Source organism: Methylobacterium currus (assembly GCF_003058325.1).
Classification (GTDB): domain Bacteria; phylum Pseudomonadota; class Alphaproteobacteria; order Rhizobiales; family Beijerinckiaceae; genus Methylobacterium; species Methylobacterium currus.
Genome location: NZ_CP028843.1, coordinates 6,019,242 through 6,044,191, shown reverse-complemented (window position 1 = coordinate 6,044,191; position 24,950 = coordinate 6,019,242). Strand labels below are relative to the sequence as shown.

Sequence of the window (24,950 nt, the reverse complement as noted above, 5' to 3'; positions counted from 1 at the left end):
GGGGTCGGAAGCAACCCCTCATAAGGTCAAGCCGATCAAGATTTAACCCTAGCGCCGGGGCGGCGGACGGATCTCCTGCCGGATCTCGCGTAGGAGGTCAGTCGCGATCCGCACCTGCTCCTCCAGGCGCACCAATCGGTCGCGATCGCGCTCCAGGCTTTCGAGGCGGCCGATGACCAGGCCGTAGCGCTCGTCGTCGCGCTTGGCCTGGCGCTGATCGGAGGCGGCCAGCTCCTCGAGCCGGGCGTCGATCCGGGCTGCGTAGGAGCCAATCCAGAGGAGTTGCCCGGCAAGCCCTACCACCAGGGTCGCCATGGCCCAGAACGAGGTTCGGCGCGGCAGGATGATGACGCCCTCGGCGTCGTCGGGAGGAGGCACCGGGCTACTCCGCCGGCTGGACCTTGGCGCTCGGGATCGCGTTCGCGGTCGCCGGGTCGGCCAGGATCGTCCTCACGGCCGGTACCGCGGCCGCGGCGGCGACGAGGCCGGCATTGCGTCGCACGTAGAGGCCCCAGCCGGTGACGAGGAGCGTCACCAGCGCGCCGCTCAGCGCGGTGGCGGTGTCGGCATCGATCCAGCCGCGCCCGACGGCGATCCCGCCGCCGAACTGCAGCAGGGTGCGCAGCAGCGTGGTGAGCTGTTCCTGGTTCATGGCGATCTTCCTCTGAAAGCTGGTACGACGGGGGTATGAAAGGGGGTCAGGCCGCGACACGCTTGCCGCAGGTGGGGCACACGAACGGCGCGGCGGCTCCGTTCGGGGCGGCCTGGAAGCCGAGGGCCGCGGCGCGCACCTCCTCGACCCGCCGGCCCCAGCCGCGGCCGAAGCGCGGCCAGGTCGAGAGCGCCCGCAGGAACGTCAGCCGCCCGTCGCACACGGCGTCGATCAGCCCCGGCCCGTCCCGGCCCTGAAGCGCTGCCAGCGTCACCGGGCCGAGCCGCCCGTCATCGGCGAGCCCGAGCGCCCGCTGCAGCCCGATCACGGCCCGCTTCGGCCCGCTGTTCACCGCGAAGTCGAACAGCGCGTAGTCGAGCCCCGCCGGCAGCGCATCGCCCTGGATCGCGTCCCAGAACCGGCGACGGTAGAGCGGCGCCACGCTCGCCGGCGTCAGCGCCCGCACCTCCGCCCGCGTCGCCGGCCGGCCGAGCCACAGGCTCAACGTGCCGATCGTCACCCCGAGGTTGGTGGCCCCGCCCGGGTCGGCCGGGTCGTCCGACCATCCGCCTTCATGAATCAGGACGAGCGAAAGCGCCCGCTCGAACGTCGTCGCGGCCATGGGTCTCTCCGGATTGTGCAGGGTGGTGCGGCGGCGCCGGCCGGATGGCCCGGGCGCGGATCAGGCCGAAGTCGGCCTTTGTCTGCAGAGGGCGGCCGTCACAGGGCGGCCGCTTGGCGCCACAGCGCGTCCAGCGCCGCCGCGTCGTAGCCGAGCGCGGCGCCGAGCCGCGCCACCATCGGGTGCCCGCGCTCGAACGTCGTCGCGCCGGACACCAGCATCCGGGCGGCGAAGCGCTCCGCCTCCGGCAGGTTCGCCACCGCCGCCTCGATCCGCGTCGGCAGTGTGCCGGTCATCACCGCCGCCAGCGCCTCGTCGGGCGTGATCGCCCCGGCCTGCGCCAGGGCCTGGAAGAACTGCCGGTCCGACACGGCAGGTAGGCCCGCAGCCGGCGCGGCTTGCAGCGCCGCGAGTTGCGCCGCCAGGGCATCGCGCTCCTGCCGCGCCGCCGCCGCCTCGGCCAAAGCCGCATCGCGCCCTGCGAGCGCCGCCGCGTCGATCCCCGCCAGCACCGCCGAGAGCGGGAACCCCGCCGCTTCGGCCTGCGCCGGCGTGAGCGCCCCGCTCGACACGAACTGCGCCTCAACCGCACCCGGCGGCGTCACGTGCTGACCCAGCACCACGTGCCAGGCCGGCGCCTCGGTCGATCCCGCCGGCCGGCCGCGATACAGGAACTCGTACAGGTAGGGATCACTCATCACGCCCTCACGCCGCGATCGCGCTGTCATCCGACAGCCGCCGCCAGTTGCCGTTGGAGTAGTAGGCGACCACGCCGGTGCCGGCGCCCGCGCCCTCGCCGACCTTGCGACCGTTGGAAACGTACAGCACCGTGCCTGAGGTGCCGGTCGGCAGGGTGGCCACCGTGTAGAAGCCGAGGGACAGCGGCCCGCTCACGGCCACAGGGCCGGAGACCGCCAATGACAACAGCGACGTTTTACCGGTCGCCCGGCTGACGACGAACGGGCTGTCGAGGTAAGCGCTGCTATCCGCGTACCGGGCTAAGAACAGATCCGATCCGGCGTTGCTGCCCGTCTCGGCGTTGTCCGTCGCGAGAAGCGCCCAGCGCAGGCTTGTCCCCGACGACCAGACGAGACGGCGCTGTGTGCCGGCAGAACCTGCGATCGCCACGCCGGAGAAGGTCGCGTACCCTCCGTTCAGTACGCCGCCGAACGTCGCCGCTCCCGTGCCGTCCAACCGCAGCGCCTCGACCGTGTTTCCGGCGCCGTTGAGAACGGACAGCCTCATGCCGCCGCCGATGCCTTGCGTCAGGTAGCCGGCGATCTCGCCGCCGTAGTTCGGGCCCTTCTCGATGCGGAGTGTCGTGTACGAGGTGCCCGATGCCGCCGCCGGGCTCAGCAGCCGGGCTATCTGGACCGTGTCGGCGCTGGAGGACGAGGACAGGATCACGCCGGCCAGGGTCGGGCTGTTGCCCGTCCCGAGCCCCAAGGCGGTCGCGCCCTGCGCCGCCGTACCGGTGAGGACGCTGCGGCCGGTCGCGCTGGCGTCGGTGATGTCGGCGGCGGCCGGGCCGGTCACCGGCTTGCCGGAGACGCGGACGTAGTCCCGCACCGTCCAGGTGCCGGCGGCGTCGGAGGTCGCGAGCGCGGTGTCTCCGGCGGCGGTGACGAGGGTCGCGCCCCCCGGCAGGATCAGGCTGGCGGGGTTGTGGGTGAGCGTCGCGGCGCCGGTGAAGCGCAGGAGCCGCACCCGGTTCGGGCTGGTGCCGAAGCTGGTGACGGTGCCGGTGCCGGTGAGCGCCACCTTGAGGGCGGGCAGCGCCCCGAGGTCGACCGTGGCGGCGACCGGGGCCGAAACCTCCGCCGCCGTGAGGTCGAGGCCGCCGGTGGCGCGGTCGATCCGCAGGGCCTCGCGCCAGGTGCTGCCGTCGGGCGAGACCTTCACCCGCAGGTCGTCGTCGCCGGTCAGGCCCAGCTCCGCCCGGCCGGAATAGCCGGACTGGAGCAGCAGCGACAGGGTGTTGCCGGAGGCCTCCTTGTTGAGGGTGTACCGGAGGTCCCCGGTCCCGCCTTCGCCCGCCGTCAGGGCGGTCCAGAGCGCCGTGTTGAGCTTGGCGGCGAACGGGTTCTGCGCGTCGGCGGTGGTGCCGAGGCCGAGGAGGGTCACGGTCTGGAGCGTCTTGAGGTCCGCCGCGGTCACGGTCGGGAAGCCGCCCGGGGTGGTGCCGTCATGCACGACGAGGCGGTTGTTGGTCGTGTCGACCGCGACCTCGCCGGGGCGGCCGGTGAAAGTGCGCAGGAACGCCCACGCCTCGCGCAGGAACTGCAGACGGATGCTCATGAGGAGGCGAGCCCGAGATCGATGACGGTCGGATAGGGATCGGAGGCGAGGCCGAAATCGTCGGCTTGTGCTGCGACCTGCGAGGCGAGGCCGAGATCGACCGGGTTTCCGGCCGCCAGCGTGGCCGCGACGGGACCGATCCTGCCGGACCCTGTCGGCGTGTAGGGGTAGGCTGTGCAGGTCGCGAGGTCCTGTAGGCCGCCGCCGAATACATTGAAGCTCTGGAGCTTCACGGTGACCGGCACCCCGATCCAGGCATCCGGCAGGGCATAGCGGAACACCGCGTCGTCGAGGCGTGCGAAGGCAGCTCCGGCCGGATGTGCCGTCGGCGCCGAGCCGTGGAGCCCCCGCATCAGGGTGGTGAGGGCGTAGGCGTTCGGGCCGGTGAGCGTCGCGCCGGCGTAGGCGACGAGCTCGTGGTCCACCAGCGCGAGCGTGACCGCGTTCTGCGCGTCGGCAAGGCTCGCCCCGGCCAGCGCGCCCCCGGATCGGGAGAGGTCCACCGCGAGCGTGCTGGCAGTGTCGGGGTTCGGGCCGGCCGGCGCCGGCAGGGGCGCGGTCAGGACGCCGTGCCGGGCCGGCGCCGTGATGGTGCCGATCTCGGCGTAGCTCACGCCATCGCGCGAGATCCAGACGTTGGCCCCGCCCCAGTTCGGATCGGCGACCCCGCCGCTTCCGCCCGAGGCAGCGATCCACACCTCGGCCCGGCCGCCGGTGAGGTCCGGCGGCGGCTCGACGATCACCGGCGGGTTGACCGCTGCGGCGGCGACGTCCCGGTTGATGCTGCGGCCGGCGGACCCGGCGACCGGATACAGGGGCGCGGTCGCGACGCCGCCGGGGAACTCCTCCGCCACGACCGTCAGCAGGCCCGCCTCGTCCTCCTCGATCTCGCGGATGCGCACCGGCGTCCGGGCCAGCCCCAGCCCCGGATCGGTCAGGGTGACGACGTCCATCGGCTTGAACCGCTCCGGGTTTTTCGGAGGCTCCAACTTCTGAGAGGATGGAGCCATGACGAAACGAACAGCCCCGTTTTCCCCTGAGGTGCGTGAACGTGCCGTGCGGATGGTGCGCGAGCACGAGGGCGAGCACGGCTCGCAGTGGTCGGCAATCCAGTCGATTGCCGCCAAGATCGGCTGCTCGGGCGAGACGCTGAGGAACTGGGTGCGCCAGTCCGAGCGGGATCAGGGCGTGCGACCCGGGCAGACGACGGACGAGCGCGAGCGGATCAAGGCGCTGGAGCGAGAGAACCGCGAGCTGCGCCAGGCCAACGAGATCCTGCGCAAAGCGTCGGCGTATTTCGCCATGGCGGAGCTCGACCGCCGGTCACGGCCATGATCAGCTTCATCGACGATCACCGGGAGGTCTACGGGGTCGAGCCGATCTGCAGGGTGCTGCCGATCGCCCCGTCGACCTACTACCTGCATGCGGCCCGACGTGCCGATCCCGAGAAGCAGCCGGTTCGTGCGCGCAGCGACGCCGCGTTGATGATCGAGATCCAGCGCGTGTTCGAGGCCAACTTCTGCGTCTACGGCGTGAGGAAGGTCTGGCGGCAACTGGCCCGGGAGGGGATCGTGACCGCGCGATGCACGGTGGCGCGGCTGATGCGCCGATTGGGCTTGGCGGGGGTGGTGCGTGGCAGGACCGTACGCACCACGATCCCCGACCCGGCCGCTGCCTGCGCTCTCGACCGCGTCAACCGCCACTTCAAGGCTCCCCGGCCGAATGCCTTGTGGGTCAGCGACTTCACCTACGTGCCGACGTGGTCGGGCTTCGTCTATGTGGCCTTCGTCATCGATGTGTTCGCCCGGCGCATCGTCGGTTGGCGGGCCTCACGCAGCGCTCACGCGTGCTTCGTCCTGGATGCTCTGGAACAGGCGCTGCACGAGCGTCGCCCTGGTCAGGGCAGCGGGCTGGTGCATCACTCGGACCGCGGCTCGCAATACTTGGCTCTACGCTATACCGAGCGCCTGGCTGGAGCAGGCATCGAGCCGTCGGTCGGCAGCGTCGGCGACAGCTACGACAATGCCTTGGCGGAGACGATCAACGGCCTGTTCAAGGCAGAGGTCATCCACCGACGCGGACCCTGGCGCTCCTTCGAGGCCGTCGAGTACGCCACCCTGGAGTGGGTCGACTGGTACAACCACCGTCGCCTCCTCGCGCCAATCGGCAACGTCCCTCCCGCCGAGGCCGAAGCGCGCTACTATGCTCACGTCGGCGACCAGGCCTCGGCCGCCTGACCCAAGCCAACAAGCCTCCGAAAAACCCGGAGCGGTTCAGCTCGAGGAGGCAATACTCCCAGGACAGCCGGAACGTGTAGGTGTTGCGGATGTAGAGCGCGCGCTGGAGCAGGAGCTGCGCCACGAGGCCCGCGACCGGCAGCGCGCAGATCTCCCGGGCCGTGACGCTCGCGCCCGCCTTGAGGCCGAAGCGCTCGATCGCCGCCTGGTCGTGGGCCTCGACGGTGGTGGCCGCGTAGGCGTGGCCGCGGTCGGAGCACTCGATCCGCTGGAGGTTGGGGATGCCGTGCGGGTCGCTGCGGGTGAGGCGGACCGGATCCTCGTCCTCGGCGTGCAGGACATCGTCGTCGGTGAGATCGTAGACCGGCGCCACGTTCGGCTGGAAGGTGACCGTGCCGCCGGCGAGCGTGGTCCCGGTGACCGGCAGGTCGCCGTAGGGGACGATCTTGAGCAGGCCGCCCGACCAGACCGGGGCGGCGTTGGTGAGGAGGAGCCAGCGGGTCAGGATGCTGCTGGCCGTCTCCTGATCGGCGAGGACCGGACTCAAGCTCAGGCCCAGAGCCGCACAGTAGGTCTGGTAGGACCCGTCGCCCGGGCTGCCCAGGATCGTGCGCGCATCGAGGGAGGCGGCCGGAAAGCCGGTGCCGTACTGCGCGTTGGTGAGGAAATCGACCAGCATGGCGGCCGGATCGGCGTCGTCGGCGCTCGACGGGCTGCCGACGAGCCGCCCCCGCACCTCGAAGGCGAGCTGCGGGATCCCGGCCGATGAGCCGAGGTCGAAAGCGGGTGACGCCGCATAGGCGGTGCCCGGATAGGCCAGGGCGGCGTCGGGATACCGGACCGCGGCCGGCGCCCAGGGATCCTGCGGCGTCGTGCCGGGGATCAGGCTCAGGCCGTAGGCCGGATAGGCGGCGCTGGCCTGCCCGTTCCAGATCGTGCCGATGCCCTGGATCGGCCCCTCGCCGACGCCGAGCATCAGCCAGGTCGAGTAGGTGGTGCCGGTGACGGTGGCCTTCTGGCCGCCGCCCTTGCCGCCGGCCGCCTTGCTGCGCTGGGCGTGGGTCTGGAAGCCGTCGTGCCAGATCAGGTTCGGGGCGGCGCGGTTGGTGCCGTAGACGATCGCCACCGGCAGCGCGCTCGAGGCGGTCTGCGTCTGGAGGCCGGTATAGTCGGGCGTGACCGCCCGTTTCTTCTTGGCTCCGAACAGGCTCACGGCGCGCGCCAGAGGCTGAAGAAGCGGGGCGCGCGATGCGGCTGTGCCAGCAGCCCGTTGCGGCTCACGGGTTCCTCGATCACCGCCTGCGCGGGCGAGAAGGCGTGCACGAGGACGAGCGGGTCGGGCGCGGTGACGATGCCGCCGTGGGAGTAGGTCCGGCCCTGGCGGACCATCACGATGTCGCCGGGCCGAGGCGCCGCGACCTCGCGGGTGCGCCCGAGCAGGAAGCCGAGGTAGCGCTCGTCGTCGCGGTGGAGGTGCCAGTCCTGCGGGTAGGGCCGCGGGTCGAAGGGCGGGACCAGGCCGGTATCGACGAAGACCCGCACCAGCAGCATGCCGCAATCGACGCCGACGCCATGGACGTCGGCGCCCGGATGGTAGGGCGTGCCGATCCAGCGCCGCGCCTCCGCGACGACGCGGGCGCGCGCCTGAACCTCGCTGAGGTTTGCGATCATCCGAGCGCCGTCTCGGGAGTGGGCACGAACGGGAATCCCCGGAACCGGCCCGCGTTGGCGAACTTTGCCCGGCAGGTCGCGAGCGTGTGGTCGCAGCCCTGGTAGGCCACGAAGGTGTCGCCTGGCGCCGGCGCGGTCGGGAGCGGATAGGCCAGGGTCAGGCCCGTGGTGTCCGCCGCCTTGATGGTGGCGGTCGCGCCCGCATTCGCCCCGCCCGTGACCGTGAGCGTGCCCTGCGCATAGGCCGGCGAGGCGCCCGCCCACGGGATCCGGGTCGGGGTGGCGCCGGCACCCGCGGCGCCCGCGGCCCCGAACGCCTCCTTGGGCAGGCCGCAGCCGGAGTCGAACAGCACGTGGTTGCAGGTCGGCTGCCAGACGTTGCGCGGCATGTCGACGTCGAGCAGCACGAGGTCCGAGGCGACCGTGATCCGGGCGGCAGTGCGCCCGACCGCGTCCACCGTCGAGACGCGGCCCTGGAACAGCAGCACCGCGCCGACCGGCGGCAGGGTCCAGTCGGTCAGGAAGGCACGCTCCCGCCGGACCGTGGCGCCGTCGAGGACGCCGTTGCGGATCGCCACCAGGGCGGGCACGCCGCCGATCAGATCCGTCGGGCGGGCCGACAGGGTGATCTGCTGCTGGTCGACGTCGAGGGCCGCGCACCGGGCCGAGCAGGATCGTGCTGCCGCCCGGGGCGGCGCCCGCGCGACCACGCTCCGCACCACCTACCGCGCCGAGCTGACCGACCCGCGCGCCTTCGCCCGCTGGGCCTGGGAGAACGCCCACGACGAGCTGATCGGCCACCTCACCACTATGGCCGAGCGCCGCACCGCCGCCGGCTTCCGGGACCTGCCCGGTGTCACCCTGCGCGAAGATCGGAAGGCCATCTGATGAGCGTCGAGAGCGACAAGCAGATCGCCGACATCCTGGCGACCTACGGCGAGCCGCTGGCCGGCAACGTCTGGCGCGTGCAGGGCACCGCGGTCATCTACCACAAGACCCTCGAGCGGATCGCCGCGCAGGCGCAGATCGCCTTCGCGCCGCCCCAGATCCTGCGCGCCGAGCGTGACGAGGCCGTGATCCTCGTCACCGGCGAGGTGCGGCTGGCGAACGATGCCGGGACGCGCCAGGAATGGTCGATTGGCGAGGCGCTGAACCGCCGCGAAGACCGGTTCATCGGCGTGCATCAACCGAAACAGCCAGTGCCACCCGGCAAGCCGCTCCCGGGCGCCTCGCCTGCGCATCGCGCCACGGCGCCGCTGAGCAAGCAGCTTCCTCCCCGCCGATCCCTCTACATTCCGGAGCCCCGCCGATGACCCAGGCCAAGTCTGCTCGCGACATGGGCGGGATGAGCCGCGCCCAGGCGAGGGCGTCGGGGCGGGTTGGTGCGGAGGGCTCGCGCCGTGGGTGACCACCACCATCCCGAGACGCCCGTCGAGCGCTCGCCGACCGAGGCGATGATGGCGGTCCTCCGCCAAGTCGTCGCGACCAACGGCGGCGGCCTCTCGCCCAGCGGCATCCCGCACAGCATCCTCAAGGGCCTCGTCGCCCGGCACCTCGTTCAAGGCAAGGCGGGCGCACCGTCGCGCGTCGTGCACACGAAACTCGGGCTCAAGCTCGTGCGTGAGGAAGCCGCCCGCACCACCCCCGCCAACATCGACAGCCTGCCGGAGACGGCGGGGGGAGGGCGGGCGTGATGGCATCTCCCGAGACTGGCGAGCGCACCGCCTCCATCACGAAGCGCCAGGACGACCGGGCGTGGCACGACATTGAGCGTTCCCTGCACGAGGGTGGCCGCCTGTTCCGACCGGCCCGCCTACGGGACTGCTACGTGCAGATGCCAGACCCGAGCCATCCGCTCCACCACATGCGCAGCCTTTCGCTCTCGCGCGTGAAGCGCCTCGTCGCCGACGGCGTGCTGCGATCGACAGGCGTCGACACCTACGCGCTGGCCGCCCCCGGCCCCCTCTTCAGCCAGGAACGCTCCTGATGCCGCGCGACCTCATCATCGACAGCTTCGCAGGCCTCCGAATGCCTGCTTCAGTGAGAGCGCCCGTCCTGCGGGATTTGGTGGAAATGGGTCACTGCATTGTGCAGTGCGGTAAATCCACCCTTCAGCTCATCAGCTTCAACCAAGAATTCGTTTGGCACTCCAGCCTTTCCAGCAGCAGCATGATTGATCTTCATGCGTCTCATATTTTTGGAAATGTCATCGGAATGAAAGGTTTTGAACAGCAATATTTTTCGCGAGGAATGATCTACAATACTTACCGCGCGAATAGCGCTCCATGGTATCCAGTCTGTCGAAATACGGCGATCAAAAATACCTTGGTCGCCAATCGAAACAACATATTTAGAATATATAAGATCTTTGGAGAGAAACGCGATGTAAATTGCGAAAACGAACAAGGCAAAATATATAGAAAATTCACCAACGCCTCCTTCAATCATGCTGTTTGTCCCCCTCGCTCCTGGCCTGATATAGAGAAGTAAACCACAAAAAACCAACGCTACGGCCGTAGCGGTGAATATAATTACCGTCTTTTTTTGGGAAACGGGCATGTCGACTTGTGTATGGCTGGTCATGACAACCTCCATTGTACAAAAGGCATCCTAGCACGTTTGACAAGGTTACATAGGTATTTCTTAAGCTTTGCTTTGATGATACCGGTATGCGGTAAGGTTGACCTCACACGAGCAGCAATTCGTCGACGGAGCGGCAGCCGGGGCAAGCCGGGAGATGCGGACGCGAACGCGCCCATTTCCCTCGTCGCCAACAACCTCGTTGGCCTGCTTGGCCAGCGACGAGACGGCAATCCATGTGACCGGCGATCCCGTCAACGCGGACGGCATCGTGCAACCCCTGCTTACCTGAGGCGCAACATGTCACGCGACTCCATCATCGACGGCTTCGCGGGCGGCGCATCTGCGGACGGTTCAGCACGATCGCGATGCGAAATTAGCTGTCACTTGCTTGGAAATAAAAATTACAGCGATTTCGTGTTGCCCGCGCCACATAATACTGCAGAAAATGTAGTCTTTGACACTCTGAACGCTAAGGATCAGATGATCGCGCGGGCAAGCTTTTGGATCGATAATTATGATTGCGCCGGAAAATCTAAGATCCGTCACCTTGCAGGCTATGCATTTAATTTCCCCCTCGATCCAAACAGTGGCGCACTGGGTCTTTGGCGAAGATCGAAGATATGTCATCTGACGTTTTTCAACAATGCCACGAAGACAATCATTTGTTTGCACCTTCCCGGCATAATGTTTATTTTATATGTGTCGAAAATTCAGACAATCAAGCGCAAATACTCGCCACTTGATGGCCTAGGCCGCTTCACGCGCGGGTGGGATGAGGCCAATGACCTTCCTCTCTTCGCCGGGGAGTGAGCGCCATGCCCGAGACCGTAGACCGGGACGCGATCCGCGCCGCCGCCCGCGCGCAACGTCTCGCCACCTGCAAGCACTGGCGAGGCGCCCTCGCGCAGCCGCCATGCGGCGCCGGCGTCGATCTTGTCGAGCGCGTCGGCCCGCGCCGGATGGTGGGGTGGGCCTTGCGCATCCCTTGCTGTACGGCGCCGGACCCCGCCTTCCTGTGCGAAGGCAAGGACGCGCCGACGGCCGAGGAGGACGAGGCCAGCGAGTGCGACATGCACGAGAGCTTCGGCTGCGTGCTCGCGGTGATGGCGGCGATCCCGGCCGACAAGACCATCACCCACGGCGAGGTGCCGTGCCCGAAGTGCGCGGGCCCCGTCTGCTGGGAGCGCTCGCCCGTCAACGGCCACGTGCGCGCTGCCTGCGCCGCCGGCTGCGTCTCGTTCATCCAGTAGGAGCGGACATGCCCACCATCACCGTCCCCGCCACCTGCTCCGGCACCGGCTGGGCCAGCCACGAGGACCGACACATCGAGACGCGGCAGGACCAGTGCCGGACCTGCGGCGGGGCCGGCCAGGTGGCGGCCCGCCCGGGCGAGAGCCGCGAGACCTCGTGGCCGTGGGCCGTGCCAGGGGCGCAGCAGGTCGCCGCCCCGGTCACCACAGACACAGGAGAGGGGGCCTGAGCATGCCGCGCGCCGTGCCCGATGCCATCGCGATCGCATTTCGTCAGCGCCTCACTCTGCCGGCAAGTGCGGTCTGCGACCTGCTAAATATGGATAGCAAGACCCTCCGCCAGCACGTCCAGGCGGGCAACATCCGCTATGTCCTCAAGGGGTTCGGCGAGCGACGCCAGCACCGGGAGTTCACGCTTGATGATGTGATGGGGTTTTTGGACAAGAGGACGCGCGAGGAATGTCCGTCTACAAGCCAAAGAACTCGCCGTTCTACCTCTTCGACTTCCGGAGGGGAGGTCGTCGCTTTCACGGATCGACAGGCCAGACAGAGAGGCGGCAGGCCGAGGCCGTAGAGCGCGACGAGGTCAAGAAGGCCGAGGCGCACGTCGACAAGCTCAAGCGGCAGTCGAAGTGAACCGCTCCGGGTTTTTCGGAGGCTTGTTGGCTTGGGTCAGGCGGCCGAGGCCTGGTCGCCGACGTGAGCATAGTAGCGCGCTTCGGCCTCGGCGGGAGGGACGTTGCCGATTGGCGCGAGGAGGCGACGGTGGTTGTACCAGTCGACCCACTCCAGGGTGGCGTACTCGACGGCCTCGAAGGAGCGCCAGGGTCCGCGTCGGTGGATGACCTCTGCCTTGAACAGGCCGTTGATCGTCTCCGCCAAGGCATTGTCGTAGCTGTCGCCGACGCTGCCGACCGACGGCTCGATGCCTGCTCCAGCCAGGCGCTCGGTATAGCGTAGAGCCAAGTATTGCGAGCCGCGGTCCGAGTGATGCACCAGCCCGCTGCCCTGACCAGGGCGACGCTCGTGCAGCGCCTGTTCCAGAGCATCCAGGACGAAGCACGCGTGAGCGCTGCGTGAGGCCCGCCAACCGACGATGCGCCGGGCGAACACATCGATGACGAAGGCCACATAGACGAAGCCCGACCACGTCGGCACGTAGGTGAAGTCGCTGACCCACAAGGCATTCGGCCGGGGAGCCTTGAAGTGGCGGTTGACGCGGTCGAGAGCGCAGGCAGCGGCCGGGTCGGGGATCGTGGTGCGTACGGTCCTGCCACGCACCACCCCCGCCAAGCCCAATCGGCGCATCAGCCGCGCCACCGTGCATCGCGCGGTCACGATCCCCTCCCGGGCCAGTTGCCGCCAGACCTTCCTCACGCCGTAGACGCAGAAGTTGGCCTCGAACACGCGCTGGATCTCGATCATCAACGCGGCGTCGCTGCGCGCACGAACCGGCTGCTTCTCGGGATCGGCACGTCGGGCCGCATGCAGGTAGTAGGTCGACGGGGCGATCGGCAGCACCCTGCAGATCGGCTCGACCCCGTAGACCTCCCGGTGATCGTCGATGAAGCTGATCATGGCCGTGACCGGCGGTCGAGCTCCGCCATGGCGAAATACGCCGACGCTTTGCGCAGGATCTCGTTGGCCTGGCGCAGCTCGCGGTTCTCTCGCTCCAGCGCCTTGATCCGCTCGCGCTCGTCCGTCGTCTGCCCGGGTCGCACGCCCTGATCCCGCTCGGACTGGCGCACCCAGTTCCTCAGCGTCTCGCCCGAGCAGCCGATCTTGGCGGCAATCGACTGGATTGCCGACCACTGCGAGCCGTGCTCGCCCTCGTGCTCGCGCACCATCCGCACGGCACGTTCACGCACCTCAGGGGAAAACGGGGCTGTTCGTTTCGTCATGGCTCCATCCTCTCAGAAGTTGGAGCCTCCGAAAAACCCGGAGCAGTTCAAAGGGCCCGATGACCTTCGACGTGGCAGCCGGCCGGTACTGCGCCGAGATCGGCGATCACACGGCCACCGCACGGGAGACCGAGCGCAACATGGCTCGCCTGGTCGAATGGATCGGGCCGGACACCCTCCTGACCGACATCACCGATGACCTTGTGGCTCGCCTGGTGGCGCGCCGTCGCGCCGACGAGAAGGTGAACGCGGCCAGGAAGAAGCGCCCCGGCAAGGCGCTGGCGCCACTCGGCCGGGTTTCGAACGGCCAGGTCAACCGGTCCGTACCCGAGCTGCTGCGCCGGGTGCTCACCCGGGCCCGCAAGGTGTGGAAGGTGGCGCTGCCCGACGAGCCGAACTGGACTGAGCACCGCCTGCCCGAGCCTCGAGAGCGTGTGCGCGAGTTGCACTACGAGGAGGAGGCCCGCCTGGAGGACGCGGAGCGGGACGACTATCGCGCGCCGCGGCTGTTCGCGCAGATCACCGGCGTGCGCCGGCGAGAGGTCGCCAGCCTCACATGGCGCCAGGTGGATTTCGAGGCGGAGGTCATCCGCGTCATGGGCAAGGGCGACAAGCCGCACATCATCCCGATCACGCCAGAACTCTACGCGCTGCTCTGGCCTCTCCGGGATCAGCACGAGACAGCGGTGTTCACCTATCTCTGTCGCCGGACCAGGAAGTGCGCCACATCGGGCCGGAAGTTCGTGCGCGGCCAGCGCTACCCGATCACCTACAACGGCCTGTCCACCGCCCTGCGGCGCTCGTTCGCAAAGGCCGGCATCGCCGACTTTCGGCTGCACGACCTGCGCCACACGAGCGCGACACGCACGCTCCGGGCAACCGGGAACCTCAAGCTGGTGCAGAAGCTGCTCAACCACTCGGCGTTGAGCGTGACCGAGAAATACGCGCACGCAGATCTCGACGACCTCCGGCAGGCCATGGTCGAGACGGCCGCCGACGATGCCGCCCGTCGCACAAAGTCCCGAACAGCTTCCCGAACAAAAAAGACGACCAAGGGACAAGTGCTTGATGTTACAGCATAGATCTGACCACAGAGCGCAATGCTTCTAAGCGGCAGGTCGTAGGTTCGAGCCCTACCGGGGTCGCCACTCCAAACCAATCCAAATCAACGGATCGGTATCTTGGCGATCGCTCTTTGTCGCTTTCTGACAAAGCAACGGAAGGGGAACGAAAGGCACCAGCATTTCTAACTGGTGCACGGGGTTCCGAATAGACTCCCGAAAAACGTTCGGTGCTCGTTGGTCCCGGACAACGGCCGAGGGCGTAGGGCAGGGGCACGTAGCCATGGTGCCCGCAACCCGATCCTGACCCGTCACCGCCCAAGGCTTGGCCCTGCAAGGATCCCGCCTGGTCCAGCGCTTTGGAGGGCGCGCAGGCGGGATCTCTCGCTGCCGATCAGCCACACCACTCCGAGGGACACGCCCCCGCCTGCCATGCCTGGGGTCCCGCTTGGTCTCGGTGCACCGGCCCCGAACCGCGAGGATCCGTGGAGGCGAAACGGCCTGAACGGGAAACCCACCCGCGGATGCTGGCCTGGGCGCAGACATCCGCGGGGTCCGCAGGCTCCATCCGGCGCCGCTTACACCGCCACGACCTTCCCCGGATTCATGATGTTATCCGGGTCGATCGCCCGCTTCAGCGTCCGCATCAGGTTCAGCGCCTCCGGCCCGTGCTCCAGCTCCATGAAGCGCATCTTCTTCTGGCCGATGCCGTGCTCGCCGGTGCAGGTGCCCTCCATGGCGATGGCGCGGGCGACCAGGCGCTCGATGAAGCCGGTGACCCGGGCGATCTCGTCGGGATCGTCCATCATCACGAGCGGCGAGGTGTGGAAGTTGCCGTCGCCGACATGGCCGGCGATCGGCGCCGTGATGCCGCTCTCGACGATGTCGCGCTTGGTCGCGTCGACGCATTCCGCGAGCCGCGAGATCGGCACGCAGACGTCGGTGGCGATGACCCGCGCCCCCGGCCGCATGCCGACCGCCGCCCAGTAGACGTCGTGGCGCGCCTGCCAGAGCCGGGTGCGGTCTTCGGCCTTCGTCGCCCACTCGTAGGGACCGCCCTCGAACTCCGCCGCGATCTCGCCGAAGCGCTCGGCCTGCTCGCGCACGCTGGCGTCGGTGCCGTGGAACTCGACCAGGAGCAGGGGGGTCTCCGGCAGGGTCAGCTTCGAGTAGGCGTTGCAGGCCGCGACCTGGACCTCGTCGAGGAGCTCGATCCGCGCCACCGGCAGGCCGGACTGGATCGTCACGATGACGGCGTCGCAGGCCGCCTTGATGCTCGGGAAGGGGCAGACGCCGGCGGAGATCGCCTCCGGGATGCCGGCGAGCTTGAGGGTCAATTCGGTGATGATGCCGAAGGTGCCCTCCGAGCCGACGAGCAGCCGGGTGAGGTCGTAGCCGGCCGAGGTCTTGCGCGCCCGCGGGCTGGTGCGAACGATGTCGCCGTTCGGCATCACGGCCGTGAGCGACAGGACGTTGTCCTTCATCGTGCCGTAGCGCACCGCGTTGGTGCCGGACGCCCGGGTCGCCGCCATGCCGCCCAGCGAGGCGTCGGCGCCCGGATCGATCGGGAAGAACAGGCCCTGGTCGCGCAGGTGCTCGTTCACCGCCTTGCGGGTCACGCCGGGCTGGACCACGCAGTCGAGGTCCTCGGCGTGGACCGCCAGCACCTTGTTCATCCCGCTCATGTCGATCGAGATGCCGCCGAACGGCGCGTTGACGTGGCCCTCGAGCGAGGTGCCGGTGCCGAAGGCGACGACCGGCATCTTGTGGGCGGCGCAGACACGCACGATCGCCTGCACGTCCTCGGTGCTCTGGGCATAGACCACCGCGTCCGGCGGCTGGTTGGCGACCCAGGTCAGGGTGCTGGCATGCTGCTCGCGCACCGCCTGCGAGGTGACGACGCGGTTGCCGAACTGCGCGGTCAGCTCGCGGATGACGGCGTCCACGGTCTCGGGACCAGGGCGCTCGCGCGACGGGGCGGGGCTCGGGGCGTTCATGGCGGGTCTCCCGGACGTTCTCTGGCGACCGGACGGGACCGGCCTTTTGCCGGCCACTCTAGCAGCCGTGTCCCGGCCGGCATATCCGGAGGCCCGGTCACGGAGAAGTGCGCTCCGTGGCTGGCACCTTGCCCCAAGGTGCAAGGCATCCGGGGATGCATCCCTCACCCAAGCGTGGTACGTCCCAGGGCGCCCTTGTCATCCCGCCTGCGCTCACCGGGAGCCCCACAATGGCTGACGACCGTCCCGCCTCGGTCTTCTTCTTCGCGCCGTTCGTGTCGTCCACGATGGCGATCGAGCCGGGCTGGATCGATTACAACGGCCACCTGAACATGGCGTATTACCACGTCCTGTTCGACCGGGCGGTGGACGAGGCGTTCGGCGTCGTCGGCCTCGGGCCCGACTACATGGAGACCGGTCGCGGCACGACCTTCGCGGCCGAGGTCCATGTGCGCTACCGCCGCGAGCTGATCCTGGACGATCCCGTGCGGGTGACGCTGCAGCTCATCGCCTTCGACGAGAAGCGGATCCACTTCTACTCCGAGATCCGCCACGCCACCGAGGGCTGGGTCGCCGCCACCTCCGAGAACCTGTCCCTCCACGTCGATCCGGCGACGCGGCGCGTGGCGCCGTTCCCGGAGGACATCCAGGCCAATCTCTCGGTCATGCTCGGCTCGCATGCCCGGCTGCCGCGGCCCGACGATCTCGGCCGGGTGATCGGCGTCCCGGCCCGCGGCCATGCCCGGCCGGACACCATGGCCTTCGCGGCTGCCGGCGCCCGGGTGAGGCACTGACGGGTCGGCGACCCGTGACGGGTCAGCGACCCGGCACGATGATCGGCGCCGGCGGCGGCGGCAGGCTCTGCTGGCGCTGGATCTGGCCCTGAAGCTGGTTGGTCTCGAACCGGTTCTGCTGCTGGATGCTGCGTGACTCGGCCCGCGATTCGATCGAGCGGTTGATCCCCTCGACGGATTGCTGGGAGCGGTTGGCGGGAACCTGATTCTGCGCCAGCGCCGGGAACGGCATGGCGACGAGCGCCAGGATCAGGAGGCTGTGGGCGCGCATGGGATACCTTTCGAAAACCGATGGCCTGTCCGTGAGGGACGACGCCGAGGTTCCTGCAAGGTTCCGGTGCGAGGGTGCGGTACAAGGGTGCGGTACAAGGGTGCGGTGCTCGGCGAAAGAGGGATGCGCCCACCGCTCTCGACGCCGTTCGCGTTTTGGTCCAGTGATGCGGGCATGACTCGCGACTTCCCGGCCGGGACCGCCCCCACCTCGATCTCCGCCCGCGCCCGCGCTGCGGTGGTGCCCCAGGACGCGCCCTATCTCACGGGGCTCAACCCCGAGCAGCGCCGCGCCGTCGAGGCGACGGAAGGGCCGGTGCTGGTGCTCGCCGGCGCCGGGACCGGCAAGACCCGGGTGCTCACCACCCGCATCGCCCACCTGATCGCCACCGGCCGCGCCCGGCCCTTCGACATCCTGGCGGTGACCTTCACCAACAAGGCCGCCCGGGAGATGAAGGAGCGCATCGGCGCCCTCATCGGCCCGGCCGGGGAGGGGATGCCGTGGCTCGGCACCTTCCACGCCATCGGCACCAAGATCCTGCGCCGCCACGCCGAGCTGGTGGGCCTGCGCTCCGACTTCACGATCCTCGGCACCGACGACCAGCTCCGGCTGCTGAAGCAGGTGATCGCCGCCGCCGACCTCGACGAGAAGCGCTGGCCCGCCCGCAGCCTCGCCGGCACGATCGACGGCTGGAAGAACCGCGGCCTCGGCCCCGAGCAGGTGCCGGCGGGCGAGGCCGGCGCCTTCGGCTTCGGCAAGGGCGGAACGCTCTACGCCGCCTATCAGGAGCGCTTGCGGGCACTGAACGCGGTCGATTTCGGCGACCTGCTGCTGCTCTGCCTTCGGCTGTGGCGCGAGAACCCGGATGTGCTGACCAATTACCAGCAGCGGTTCCGCTACATCCTGGTCGACGAGTATCAGGACACCAACGTCGCCCAGTATCTCTGGCTGCGCCTGCTGGCGCAGGGCCACCGCAACGTCGCCTGCGTCGGCGACGACGACCAGTCGATCTATGGCTGGCGCGGTGCCGAGGTCGACAACATCCTGCGCTTCGAGCACGACTTCCCCGGCGCGCTGGTGGTGCGGCTGGAGAACAACTACCGCTCGACCGGCCACATTCTGGCCGCCGCCTCGGTGCTGATCGCCCATAACGAGGGCCGCCTCGGCAAGACCCTGCGCACCGACAGCCCGGAGGGCGAGAAGGTCACGGTCACCGGCGCCTGGGATTCGGAGGAGGAGGCGCGCCTCGTCTGCGAGGAGATCGAGAGCCTGCAGGCCAAGGGCCACGCGCTGTCGGAGATCGCCGTGCTGGTGCGCATCTCGGCGCAGATGCGCGAGGTCGAGGACCGCTTCGTCCAGCTCGGCCTGCCCTACCGGGTGGTCGGCGGCCCGCGCTTCTACGAGCGGGCCGAGATCCGCGACGCCCTGGCCTACCTGCGCATCGTCGCCAACGGCTCTGACGACCTCGCCTTCGAGCGGATCTTCAACACGCCGAAGCGGGGCTTGGGCGACGCGACGCTCCAGGCGCTGCACGGCCTGGCGCGGCGCGCCAAGGTGCCGCTGCTCCAGGCCGCCCGCATGATGAGCGAGACCGAGGAGCTGAAGCCCAAGCCCCGCTCGACCCTGCGCGCCCTGTGCCAGAGCTTTTCCCGCTGGGCCAAGCTCCTGGAGGACCAGCCGCACACCGAGGTGGCGCAGACGATCCTGGAGGAATCCGGCTACACCGAGATGTGGCAGAAGGAGCGCACCGCCGACGCCGCCGGCCGGCTGGAGAACCTGAAGGAGCTGGTGCGCTCGATGGAGGAGTTCCCGGACCTCGCCGGCTTCCTCGAACACGTCTCTTTGGTCATGGATGCCAACGAGGCCGAGGGCGGCGACCGGGTGAGCCTGATGACGCTCCACGCGGCGAAGGGCCTCGAGTTCGACACCGTCTTTCTTCCCGGCTGGGAGAACGGCCTTTTTCCGAACCAGCGCGCCCTCGACGAGAGCGGTCGGGCGGGGCTGGAGGAGGAGCGGCGCCTCGCCCATGTCGGCCTGACCCGGGCGCGCAAGCGGGCCAAGATCTCCTTCGCGGTCAACCGGCGCATCCACGGCCTGTGGTCCTCGACCGTGCCGAGCCGATTCATCGACGAGCTGCCCGAGGCCAGCGTCGCGGTGCTCGACGCGCCCGCGAGCTTCTCGCAGGGCCCGTCGCGGTTCGACCGGCAGGCGCCGGCCTTCGGCTCGTCCTACTCCACCCCGGGCTGGCAGCGGGCTCAGGCCCAGGCCGCCGCCCAGGACCGGTTCGGCGGGGGCGGGCGCAGTGCGGCGCCCGGCCGGCGCGGGCCGCAGCAGATCGAGGGCACGCTGGTGGCCAAATCCACCGGCACGCCGTCGGCCTTCGAGCCCGGCGCACGCATCTTCCACACCAAATTCGGACCGGGCTCGGTGGCGGCCGTCGACGGCAACAAGCTCACCGTTGACTTCGACAAGGCCGGCCGGAAGATGGTCCTCGACAGCTTCGTCCAGCCGGGCTGAAGCGGTCCCGCGGGCGCCCGTCTGCGGGATCTACGTTCCGTCTGCGGGACCTCGCTCCCGTATGCGGGCCAACCGGGAGCGGCGATCAGGTGGCGAGCTCATCCGGCCAGCCGGTCCTCACGGTCCGCGCCGACGCCGCCCATCCTCCAGCGTCGGCTCACTCCACCTCTGTGTGGTTTTCATCACAATTCGTCGCTCCGTACGATGCCCCTCCGGTTTCGCAGGGGCATGGTGCGGCGCGACAATTGCTCGTTCATCATCGGCTGCTTACCCTGTCGGATGAAACAGGCGGACTTGTCCACCGCCTGCGTCAACCCCGACCGGAACCGTTGCGGCCGATGAGGCTTTGAGTCGTCACAAGACCAAAGGAGATCTGGGACACGAGAGGGCACACGATAATCGGCACCGCAAGTCCAGTGGGAGTGTTGATCCGTGAAGAGACGACGCGCACGACTTGAACTGGTTGATGACCGCCCGATCCGGGTGCACCGCACTCGCTTCGAGGAAGAGCGCAACCCGCCACCGATCCAGCCGATGACGGCCCGCCAGGCCGAGTATCTGGAAGCCCTCGGGTCCCACCCGCAAGTCATCGTTCTCGGCCCCGCCGGCACCGGCAAGACCTACATCGCCGGAACCCGCGCCGCAGACCTGCTGCGCCAGCGCCGCGTCGCCAAGGTGGTGATCACCCGGCCGAACGTGCCCTCCGGCCGATCCCTCGGCTTCTTCCCCGGCAGCCTCGAGGAGAAGATCGCGCCCTGGGTCGCCCCCCTCACCGAGACCATGAAGGAGCGCATGGGCGACGGCGCCTTCGAGATCGCCGTCAAGGCCCGCGAGATCGAGGTCGTCCCCTTCGAGGTGATGCGCGGACGCACCTTCAAGAACTGCCTGGTGATCCTCGACGAGGCCCAGAACACCACCCCGGCCGAGATCAAGATGTTCCTGACCCGGATCGGCGACGACACCCAGGTCATCATCAACGGCGACGTGTCCCAGACCGACCTGCGCGAGACCTCGGGCCTGCGCACCGTGATCCATCTGGTCAAGAGCCGGATGATGCCGATCCCGATCGTCGAGTTCGGCCTGGACGACATCGTGCGCTCAGGGATCTGCGCCGAATGGGTACGGGCCTTCGAGGAGGCGCGGGTCTGAGATCGCGACGCCTGCCCGGCCGGAGGGCCGGGCAGGTCGTTTCAGGCGCGTCACTCCGATCCCGATGGCCGTAGCGTCTGGCCGCCCTCTTCCCGGGCACATCATCGCAACCCCCGAAATCTGCCCTGGCGCCAGCAACCATCGCACGCCCGAACGCTTCCTAGGGTCGACCGCCTCCTTACGCTGACCCAGGACGCATCCATGGCTCATCTCCTCGTCATCGGCGCCAGCCAGGGCATCGGCCTGGAGACCGTCAAGGCCGCGCTTGCCGCGGGGCATCGGGTGCGGGCCTTCGCCCGCTCGGCGGGCAAGATCGCGCTGTCAGACCCGAATCTCGAACGGTTTCCCGGCGACGCCCTGTCGGCTCCCGACATCGCCGGGGCGCTCGACGGGATCGATGCCGTGGTGCAGGCCCTCGGCGTGCCGTTCCGCGACCTGTTCGGGACGGTGCGGCTCTTCTCGGACGCCACCAACGTGCTGGTTCCGGCGATGGAGGCGGCGGGCGTGCGCCGGCTGGTGGCGGTGACCGGCTTCGGCACCGGCGACAGCCGCTCGGCGATCGGTCCGCTGCAACGGCTGCCGTTCCGCCTCGTCTTCGGCCGTGCCTATGACGACAAGGATGCGCAGGAAATGCGCATCCGCCGCAGCACCCTCGACTGGACCTTCGTCCGCCCCGGCGTGCTCACCGGCGGGCCTGCGACCGGGCGCTACCAGGTGCTCGACCGGCCGTCCTCCTGGAAGAATGGGCTGATCGCCCGGGCGGACGTGGCGCAGTTCATCACCCGGGAGATCGAGAGCGGCGAGCATGTCCGGCGCGCCGTCGTGCTGATCAGCCACCCGCTCCCGGTCTGATCCCATGGACAAGATCCTCTACTATGCCGTCACGCTGATCGAATCGGTCCTCGGCGTGTTCGGCATCCGGTCGTTCTACGATCAGCCCCGCTACGCGGTGGTCGAGACGCTCGACCGCGGCGTCGAGATCCGCGCCTATGAAGGGCGTGTGGCGGTCGAGACCGACGCGCGCGGCCAGGGCGACGGCGAGGCGTTCGGGCGCCTCTTTCGCTACATCACCGGGGCGAACCAGGCTGGCGACCGCATCGCCATGACGGCACCCGTGGAGGCCGGCGGCCAGCGCATCGCCATGACGGTGCCGGTGGAGCAGGGGACCGGCGGGACGATGCGGTTCTTCCTGCCGCACGCCGTCGCGGCGGCCGGCGCGCCGGAGCCGACCGAGCCCGGCGTGCGGCTCGTCCAGGTGCCGCCGGAGCGGATCGCGGCCCTGCGCTTCTCCGGCCGCATCACGCCAGAGATCCGGGCCGAGCAGGAGAGGATCCTGACCGAGGTGCTGCGCAAGGCGGGACGGAGCCCGGCGGCGGCGCCGTTCTTCATGGGCTATGACCCGCCCTTCGCGCTTCCATTTCTGCGGCGCAACGAGGTGGCGGCGCGGTTGGGGTCGTGATCGTTCGATATTGACGTGCGATGACGTTCAAAAGGATAGCGCGTCCCCATCTCCCGTGTGGGAGAGGGGTCAGGAGTGAGGGTGGCTCGACGTCCGGACAAGGCTGGAAATGTCGAGCTGCGCAGCGCGACGCTCAGCGGATTATCCTGGACCGGAGACACCCTGCTCGATCTCCGATCGCCCCCGACTCCTTTTCCATATGGGAGAAGGGATCCCGCGCTTTTGTATTTTTAGTTTACTGCAAAGGAAGCGGAGAAAGCCATCGGCGGCCGCTCATCGCCCGTCTGCCCGCGCCACCGCCCGCTTGATGACCTGCTGCACCTCGACATTCGACAGGAAGAGGTCGTGGTTGATGAGGCCGCTGCCATAGTCCGAGGCGTCGGCGACGCGCACGCCGAGCGCCTCCAACCGGCTGCGATCCGCCGCGCCCGCCCGCACCACGCCGCCCGCGATGGTGCTCGAGAGTTCCAGCGCCCGGTCGTTGGTCGAGGAGATGACGGTGATCTTCTGCGCTGCGGTGCCGAGACGCTCGATGCCGTTGGTGAACAGGTCGATGTCGATGTCCGGCGCGGCGAGCACGATGGCGCCGATCCGGTCGAGGGCCGCCTCGCCGGCATCGGCCCGCAGCATGCGCAGGGTCTCGAGGGTGAGGAGAGTGCCCATCGAATGGGCGACGAGGTGGATGCGCCCGCCCTGGGCGGTCGCGAGCGCCCGCAGCAGGTCCTCGAAGGCGTCGCGCGACCACAAAGCGCTCTCGCGGTCGTAGCCGTAATCGAAGGTCTTGCCCGCCGAGGGCCAGGTGAACAGGCCGGAGACGCCGCGGAAGCGGATCCCGTCGGAGAGCTGCGCCGCGCTCACCGCCGCGGTCTCGAACGACTCGCGGTAGCCGTGGACGTAGAGCAGCACGTCGCGGCCAAGCGCGGCTTCCGCGAAGGCGGTGGCGGCCTCGGGGCCGGTCACCACCCGCGGCGCCGAGGCGATGCGCCAGTCGCCGGTCACCACCGACGAAACCTTGCCGATCAGCGAGCGGTCGGGCGCGGCGAGGCGCACGGTCGCGAAGGCGAGGCCGCGGCCGCGCTGGTCGGTGAAGTAGGGCGGGCGGCCGGCGGGATCGGCGGGGCGGCGGGTGGTGGCGACGAGGAGCACCGGGCTGACGTCGAGGGCCGATTGCTTCTCCGGGCCCGCCGAGTCGCCGATCAGGCCGCCGCCGAGGCAGCCGCCCAGCGACAGGCTGGCGAGGGCGGAGAGGCCGAGGCGGGCCAGGCCCCGGCGCGTCGGCGCGGCGTTCGCTGTCATGTCGTCCCACTCGTCACCGGCGCGGCCGGCTGTCGCCTGCGCATTCAGGCCGGTGATGCGGCATGATCGTGGCCGTGGCGCGTCGTGCCACGGCACAATGGCGCGTCGCCCCCGGGCAAAGCCCCGGCTGTTGCCCGAAGGTCACGCGTCTTCCGCCCTTCGTCCACAGCCGGGGCCCTCGACGGACGGGCGACGAGCCGGCAGAACGCTGTCATGACCGTTCCGGCCCCCGACCTCGCCCAGCTCCTGTCCGGTAACCGCGCCGCCCTCGCCCGCGCCATCACGCTGGTGGAGTCGAAGCGGGCCGACCATCGAAGCGCCGCCCGCGAACTCCTCGACGCCGCCTTGCCGCATGCCGGGAAGGCGGTGCGGGTCGGCATCACCGGCGTGCCGGGGGTGGGGAAATCCACCACCATCGACGCGCTGGGCGCGAGCCTGACGGCGCGGGGCCACAAGGTCGCGGTGCTGGCGGTCGATCCGAGTTCGTCGCGCACCGGCGGCTCGATCCTCGGCGACAAGACCCGGATGGCGCGGCTCGCCGTCGATCCGAACGCCTTCATCCGGCCCTCGCCCTCCTCCGGCACCCTCGGGGGCGTCGCCGCCAAGACCCGCGAGACGATGCTCCTGTGCGAGGCCGCCGGCTTCGACGTGGTGCTGGTGGAGACGGTGGGGGTCGGCCAGTCCGAGACCGCGGTCGCGGACCTCACCGACTTCTTTCTGGTGCTGATGCTGCCCGGCGCCGGCGACGAGCTGCAGGGCATCAAGAAGGGCATCCTCGAACTCGCCGACATGATCGCCGTCAACAAGGCCGACGGCGAGGAGGGGATGCGCCGCGCCATGGCCGCCGCCGCCGAGTACCGGGCGGCGCTGCACATCCTGACCCCGGCGAGCGCCACCTGGGCGCCGCCGGTGACGACGATCTCGGGCCTCTCCGGCCAGGGGCTCGACGCCCTGTGGGATTCTGTGCTCGACCACCGCCGGAAGCTCACCGCGACCGGCGAGATCGCCGCCAAGCGCCGCGAGCAGGACGTGAAATGGATGTGGGCCCTCGTCCACGAGCGGCTGCACCAGCGCCTCACCGGCAGCGCCGAGGTGCGCCGGCGGACGGCGGAGGCCGAGCGGATGGTGGCGGCGGGCGAGCGCTCGCCCGCCGCCGGTGCCGACCTGATCGCCGAGACGGTCGGCCTGTAGC

General features: G+C 69.3%; 28 protein-coding genes, 2 pseudogenes and 2 other annotated features. Of the genes and pseudogenes, 16 read left to right on the top strand and 14 right to left on the bottom strand.

The window, feature by feature from the left end:
• Positions 1–48: 48 nt before the first annotated feature.
• The 6 genes from DA075_RS27720 to DA075_RS27695 all read right to left on the bottom strand — a co-directional run bounded on the left by DA075_RS27720 (position 49) and on the right by DA075_RS27695 (position 4,525).
• Entirely contained in the window at positions 49–378 is a 330-nt protein-coding gene (locus DA075_RS27720) for a hypothetical protein (protein WP_099955969.1), read from the bottom strand.
• 4 nt (positions 379–382) lie between these two features.
• Positions 383–652, bottom strand: coding sequence for a Pam3-gp28 family putative phage holin (locus tag DA075_RS27715; RefSeq protein ID WP_099955968.1), 270 nt, complete (start codon positions 650–652; stop codon positions 383–385).
• Positions 653–698: 46 nt separating this feature from the next.
• A complete protein-coding gene (locus tag DA075_RS27710) occupies positions 699–1,274 on the bottom strand; it encodes a glycoside hydrolase family 108 protein (protein WP_099955967.1) in 576 nt (191 codons plus the stop codon).
• 98 nt (positions 1,275–1,372) lie between these two features.
• Positions 1,373–1,972, bottom strand: a complete 600-nt coding sequence (locus tag DA075_RS27705; RefSeq protein WP_099955966.1) for a hypothetical protein — start codon at positions 1,970–1,972, stop codon at positions 1,373–1,375.
• Positions 1,973–1,979: 7 nt separating this feature from the next.
• Positions 1,980–3,572: a hyaluronate lyase N-terminal domain-containing protein gene (locus tag DA075_RS36790; protein ID WP_164712497.1), complete on the bottom strand. Its 1,593-nt coding sequence runs from the start codon at positions 3,570–3,572 to the stop codon at positions 1,980–1,982.
• Positions 3,569–4,525, bottom strand: coding sequence for a GTA baseplate fiber-binding domain-containing protein (locus tag DA075_RS27695; protein WP_099955965.1), 957 nt, complete (start codon positions 4,523–4,525; stop codon positions 3,569–3,571). The genes DA075_RS36790 and DA075_RS27695 overlap by 4 nt, the downstream gene beginning before the upstream one ends.
• Before the next feature lie 55 nt (positions 4,526–4,580).
• Here DA075_RS27695 and DA075_RS27690 point away from each other — a divergent pair.
• A protein-coding gene (locus DA075_RS27690; protein WP_099952597.1) for an IS3 family transposase occupies positions 4,581–5,809 on the top strand; the annotation gives its coding sequence in 2 pieces (ribosomal slippage) (positions 4,581–4,875 and positions 4,875–5,809; 1,230 coding nt in all).
• Positions 4,862–4,978, top strand: a sequence feature (AL1L pseudoknot). Its footprint overlaps the gene before it by 117 nt.
• A 52-nt stretch (positions 5,810–5,861) precedes the next feature.
• Here the strand turns inward: DA075_RS27690 and DA075_RS37780 are convergent.
• From DA075_RS37780 to DA075_RS27675, 3 genes and pseudogenes are all read right to left on the bottom strand, one after another.
• Positions 5,862–6,488, bottom strand: a pseudogene (locus DA075_RS37780) (phage tail protein); the annotation flags it as partial.
• 530 nt (positions 6,489–7,018) lie between these two features.
• Positions 7,019–7,480 carry a C40 family peptidase gene (locus tag DA075_RS27680; protein WP_099955963.1) on the bottom strand — a complete coding sequence of 154 codons (462 nt, stop codon included), beginning with the start codon at positions 7,478–7,480 and terminating at the stop codon, positions 7,019–7,021.
• Positions 7,477–8,190, bottom strand: coding sequence for a DUF2163 domain-containing protein (locus DA075_RS27675; RefSeq protein ID WP_244936641.1), 714 nt, complete (start codon positions 8,188–8,190; stop codon positions 7,477–7,479). The genes DA075_RS27680 and DA075_RS27675 overlap by 4 nt, the downstream gene beginning before the upstream one ends.
• Here DA075_RS27675 and DA075_RS36785 point away from each other — a divergent pair.
• The 4 genes and pseudogenes from DA075_RS36785 to DA075_RS27655 all read left to right on the top strand — a co-directional run bounded on the left by DA075_RS36785 (position 8,105) and on the right by DA075_RS27655 (position 9,467).
• Positions 8,105–8,368 carry a hypothetical protein gene (locus DA075_RS36785; RefSeq protein ID WP_099955961.1) on the top strand — a complete coding sequence of 88 codons (264 nt, stop codon included), beginning with the start codon at positions 8,105–8,107 and terminating at the stop codon, positions 8,366–8,368. The genes DA075_RS27675 and DA075_RS36785 overlap by 86 nt on opposite strands.
• Positions 8,368–8,631, top strand: a pseudogene (locus DA075_RS27665) (trna delta -isopentenylpyrophosphate transferase); the annotation flags it as partial. The gene DA075_RS36785 and the pseudogene DA075_RS27665, both read left to right, overlap by 1 nt.
• 249 nt (positions 8,632–8,880) lie before the next feature.
• Complete coding sequence (locus DA075_RS27660) at positions 8,881–9,174, top strand: hypothetical protein (RefSeq protein WP_099955960.1); 294 nt, start codon at positions 8,881–8,883, stop codon at positions 9,172–9,174.
• Complete coding sequence (locus DA075_RS27655) at positions 9,174–9,467, top strand: hypothetical protein (protein ID WP_099955959.1); 294 nt, start codon at positions 9,174–9,176, stop codon at positions 9,465–9,467. Before DA075_RS27660 ends, DA075_RS27655 begins: the two co-directional genes overlap by 1 nt.
• Positions 9,468–9,517: 50 nt before the next feature.
• On the opposite strand, the gene DA075_RS36135 is transcribed toward DA075_RS27655, so the two are convergent.
• Entirely contained in the window at positions 9,518–10,063 is a 546-nt protein-coding gene (locus DA075_RS36135; protein ID WP_123834456.1) for a hypothetical protein, read from the bottom strand.
• Between the two features lie 297 nt (positions 10,064–10,360).
• On the opposite strand from DA075_RS36135, the gene DA075_RS36130 reads away from it, so the two are divergent.
• The 4 genes from DA075_RS36130 (at position 10,361) to DA075_RS36780 (ending at position 11,949) form a co-directional block, all read left to right on the top strand.
• Positions 10,361–10,873 (top strand): hypothetical protein, encoded by a 513-nt coding sequence (locus tag DA075_RS36130; RefSeq protein WP_123834454.1) that lies wholly within the window; start codon positions 10,361–10,363, stop codon positions 10,871–10,873.
• 5 nt (positions 10,874–10,878) lie between these two features.
• Complete coding sequence (locus DA075_RS27650) at positions 10,879–11,313, top strand: hypothetical protein (RefSeq protein WP_099955958.1); 435 nt, start codon at positions 10,879–10,881, stop codon at positions 11,311–11,313.
• Between the two features lie 8 nt (positions 11,314–11,321).
• Positions 11,322–11,543, top strand: a complete 222-nt coding sequence (locus DA075_RS27645; RefSeq protein WP_099955957.1) for a hypothetical protein — start codon at positions 11,322–11,324, stop codon at positions 11,541–11,543.
• A gap of 229 nt (positions 11,544–11,772) precedes the next feature.
• Positions 11,773–11,949: a hypothetical protein gene (locus tag DA075_RS36780; protein ID WP_164712171.1), complete on the top strand. Its 177-nt coding sequence runs from the start codon at positions 11,773–11,775 to the stop codon at positions 11,947–11,949.
• Positions 11,950–11,985: 36 nt separating this feature from the next.
• Here DA075_RS36780 and DA075_RS27640 read toward each other — a convergent pair.
• Positions 11,986–13,214, bottom strand: a protein-coding gene (locus DA075_RS27640) for an IS3 family transposase (RefSeq protein WP_099952597.1) whose coding sequence is annotated in 2 segments (ribosomal slippage) — positions 11,986–12,920 and positions 12,920–13,214 — 1,230 coding nt in all. Because the reading frame shifts where the segments join, the coding sequence is not laid out codon by codon here.
• Positions 12,817–12,933, bottom strand: a sequence feature (AL1L pseudoknot). It overlaps the preceding gene by 117 nt.
• 59 nt (positions 13,215–13,273) lie before the next feature.
• Between DA075_RS27640 and DA075_RS27635 the strand changes: the two genes are divergently transcribed.
• A complete protein-coding gene (locus DA075_RS27635; RefSeq protein ID WP_099955956.1) occupies positions 13,274–14,296 on the top strand; it encodes a site-specific integrase in 1,023 nt (340 codons plus the stop codon).
• 557 nt (positions 14,297–14,853) lie between these two features.
• On the opposite strand, the gene DA075_RS27630 is transcribed toward DA075_RS27635, so the two are convergent.
• Positions 14,854–16,272: an FAD-binding oxidoreductase gene (locus DA075_RS27630; protein ID WP_099955955.1), complete on the bottom strand. Its 1,419-nt coding sequence runs from the start codon at positions 16,270–16,272 to the stop codon at positions 14,854–14,856.
• 230 nt (positions 16,273–16,502) lie between these two features.
• On the opposite strand from DA075_RS27630, the gene DA075_RS27625 reads away from it, so the two are divergent.
• Positions 16,503–17,066: a thioesterase family protein gene (locus DA075_RS27625; protein ID WP_099955954.1), complete on the top strand. Its 564-nt coding sequence runs from the start codon at positions 16,503–16,505 to the stop codon at positions 17,064–17,066.
• 22 nt (positions 17,067–17,088) lie between these two features.
• Here the strand turns inward: DA075_RS27625 and DA075_RS27620 are convergent, their stop codons facing one another.
• Positions 17,089–17,337, bottom strand: a complete 249-nt coding sequence (locus DA075_RS27620; RefSeq protein ID WP_099955953.1) for a hypothetical protein — start codon at positions 17,335–17,337, stop codon at positions 17,089–17,091.
• Positions 17,338–17,511: 174 nt separating this feature from the next.
• On the opposite strand from DA075_RS27620, the gene DA075_RS27615 reads away from it, so the two are divergent.
• The 4 genes from DA075_RS27615 to DA075_RS27600 all read left to right on the top strand — a co-directional run bounded on the left by DA075_RS27615 (position 17,512) and on the right by DA075_RS27600 (position 22,462).
• On the top strand, positions 17,512–19,854 hold the full coding sequence (locus tag DA075_RS27615; protein WP_099955952.1) for an ATP-dependent helicase: 2,343 nt from the start codon (positions 17,512–17,514) through the stop codon (positions 19,852–19,854).
• Between the two features lie 432 nt (positions 19,855–20,286).
• Positions 20,287–21,003, top strand: coding sequence for a PhoH family protein (locus tag DA075_RS27610; RefSeq protein WP_099955951.1), 717 nt, complete (start codon positions 20,287–20,289; stop codon positions 21,001–21,003).
• Positions 21,004–21,204: 201 nt separating this feature from the next.
• Positions 21,205–21,855, top strand: a complete 651-nt coding sequence (locus tag DA075_RS27605) for an NAD(P)-dependent oxidoreductase (protein ID WP_099955950.1) — start codon at positions 21,205–21,207, stop codon at positions 21,853–21,855.
• Positions 21,856–21,859: 4 nt separating this feature from the next.
• Positions 21,860–22,462, top strand: a complete 603-nt coding sequence (locus DA075_RS27600) for an SOUL family heme-binding protein (protein WP_099955949.1) — start codon at positions 21,860–21,862, stop codon at positions 22,460–22,462.
• Between the two features lie 273 nt (positions 22,463–22,735).
• Here DA075_RS27600 and DA075_RS27595 read toward each other — a convergent pair whose 3' ends face one another.
• On the bottom strand, positions 22,736–23,758 hold the full coding sequence (locus tag DA075_RS27595) for an alpha/beta hydrolase (protein ID WP_099955948.1): 1,023 nt from the start codon (positions 23,756–23,758) through the stop codon (positions 22,736–22,738).
• A 213-nt stretch (positions 23,759–23,971) separates the two neighbouring features.
• Here DA075_RS27595 and meaB point away from each other — a divergent pair, with 213 nt between their 5' ends.
• Positions 23,972–24,949 (top strand): methylmalonyl Co-A mutase-associated GTPase MeaB, encoded by a 978-nt coding sequence (meaB, locus tag DA075_RS27590; protein ID WP_099955947.1) that lies wholly within the window; start codon positions 23,972–23,974, stop codon positions 24,947–24,949.
• The last annotated feature ends 1 nt before the right edge of the window (position 24,950 follow it).

Coding starts and splice junctions, on each gene's coding strand:
- DA075_RS27715 (WP_099955968.1), bottom strand. CDS start 652: ATGAACCAGGAACAGCTCACCACGCTGCTGCGCACCCTGCTGCAGTTC.
- DA075_RS27710 (WP_099955967.1), bottom strand. CDS start 1,274: ATGGCCGCGACGACGTTCGAGCGGGCGCTTTCGCTCGTCCTGATTCAT.
- DA075_RS27705 (WP_099955966.1), bottom strand. CDS start 1,972: ATGAGTGATCCCTACCTGTACGAGTTCCTGTATCGCGGCCGGCCGGCG.
- DA075_RS36790 (WP_164712497.1), bottom strand. CDS start 3,572: ATGAGCATCCGTCTGCAGTTCCTGCGCGAGGCGTGGGCGTTCCTGCGC.
- DA075_RS27695 (WP_099955965.1), bottom strand. CDS start 4,525: ATGGACGTCGTCACCCTGACCGATCCGGGGCTGGGGCTGGCCCGGACG.
- DA075_RS27680 (WP_099955963.1), bottom strand. CDS start 7,480: ATGATCGCAAACCTCAGCGAGGTTCAGGCGCGCGCCCGCGTCGTCGCG.
- DA075_RS27655 (WP_099955959.1), top strand. CDS start 9,174: ATGGCATCTCCCGAGACTGGCGAGCGCACCGCCTCCATCACGAAGCGC.
- DA075_RS36135 (WP_123834456.1), bottom strand. CDS start 10,063: ATGACCAGCCATACACAAGTCGACATGCCCGTTTCCCAAAAAAAGACG.
- DA075_RS36130 (WP_123834454.1), top strand. CDS start 10,361: ATGTCACGCGACTCCATCATCGACGGCTTCGCGGGCGGCGCATCTGCG.
- DA075_RS27650 (WP_099955958.1), top strand. CDS start 10,879: ATGCCCGAGACCGTAGACCGGGACGCGATCCGCGCCGCCGCCCGCGCG.
- DA075_RS27645 (WP_099955957.1), top strand. CDS start 11,322: ATGCCCACCATCACCGTCCCCGCCACCTGCTCCGGCACCGGCTGGGCC.
- DA075_RS36780 (WP_164712171.1), top strand. CDS start 11,773: ATGTCCGTCTACAAGCCAAAGAACTCGCCGTTCTACCTCTTCGACTTC.
- DA075_RS27635 (WP_099955956.1), top strand. CDS start 13,274: ATGACCTTCGACGTGGCAGCCGGCCGGTACTGCGCCGAGATCGGCGAT.
- DA075_RS27630 (WP_099955955.1), bottom strand. CDS start 16,272: ATGAACGCCCCGAGCCCCGCCCCGTCGCGCGAGCGCCCTGGTCCCGAG.
- DA075_RS27625 (WP_099955954.1), top strand. CDS start 16,503: ATGGCTGACGACCGTCCCGCCTCGGTCTTCTTCTTCGCGCCGTTCGTG.
- DA075_RS27620 (WP_099955953.1), bottom strand. CDS start 17,337: ATGCGCGCCCACAGCCTCCTGATCCTGGCGCTCGTCGCCATGCCGTTC.
- DA075_RS27615 (WP_099955952.1), top strand. CDS start 17,512: ATGACTCGCGACTTCCCGGCCGGGACCGCCCCCACCTCGATCTCCGCC.
- DA075_RS27605 (WP_099955950.1), top strand. CDS start 21,205: ATGGCTCATCTCCTCGTCATCGGCGCCAGCCAGGGCATCGGCCTGGAG.
- DA075_RS27600 (WP_099955949.1), top strand. CDS start 21,860: ATGGACAAGATCCTCTACTATGCCGTCACGCTGATCGAATCGGTCCTC.
- DA075_RS27595 (WP_099955948.1), bottom strand. CDS start 23,758: ATGACAGCGAACGCCGCGCCGACGCGCCGGGGCCTGGCCCGCCTCGGC.
- meaB (WP_099955947.1), top strand. CDS start 23,972: ATGACCGTTCCGGCCCCCGACCTCGCCCAGCTCCTGTCCGGTAACCGC.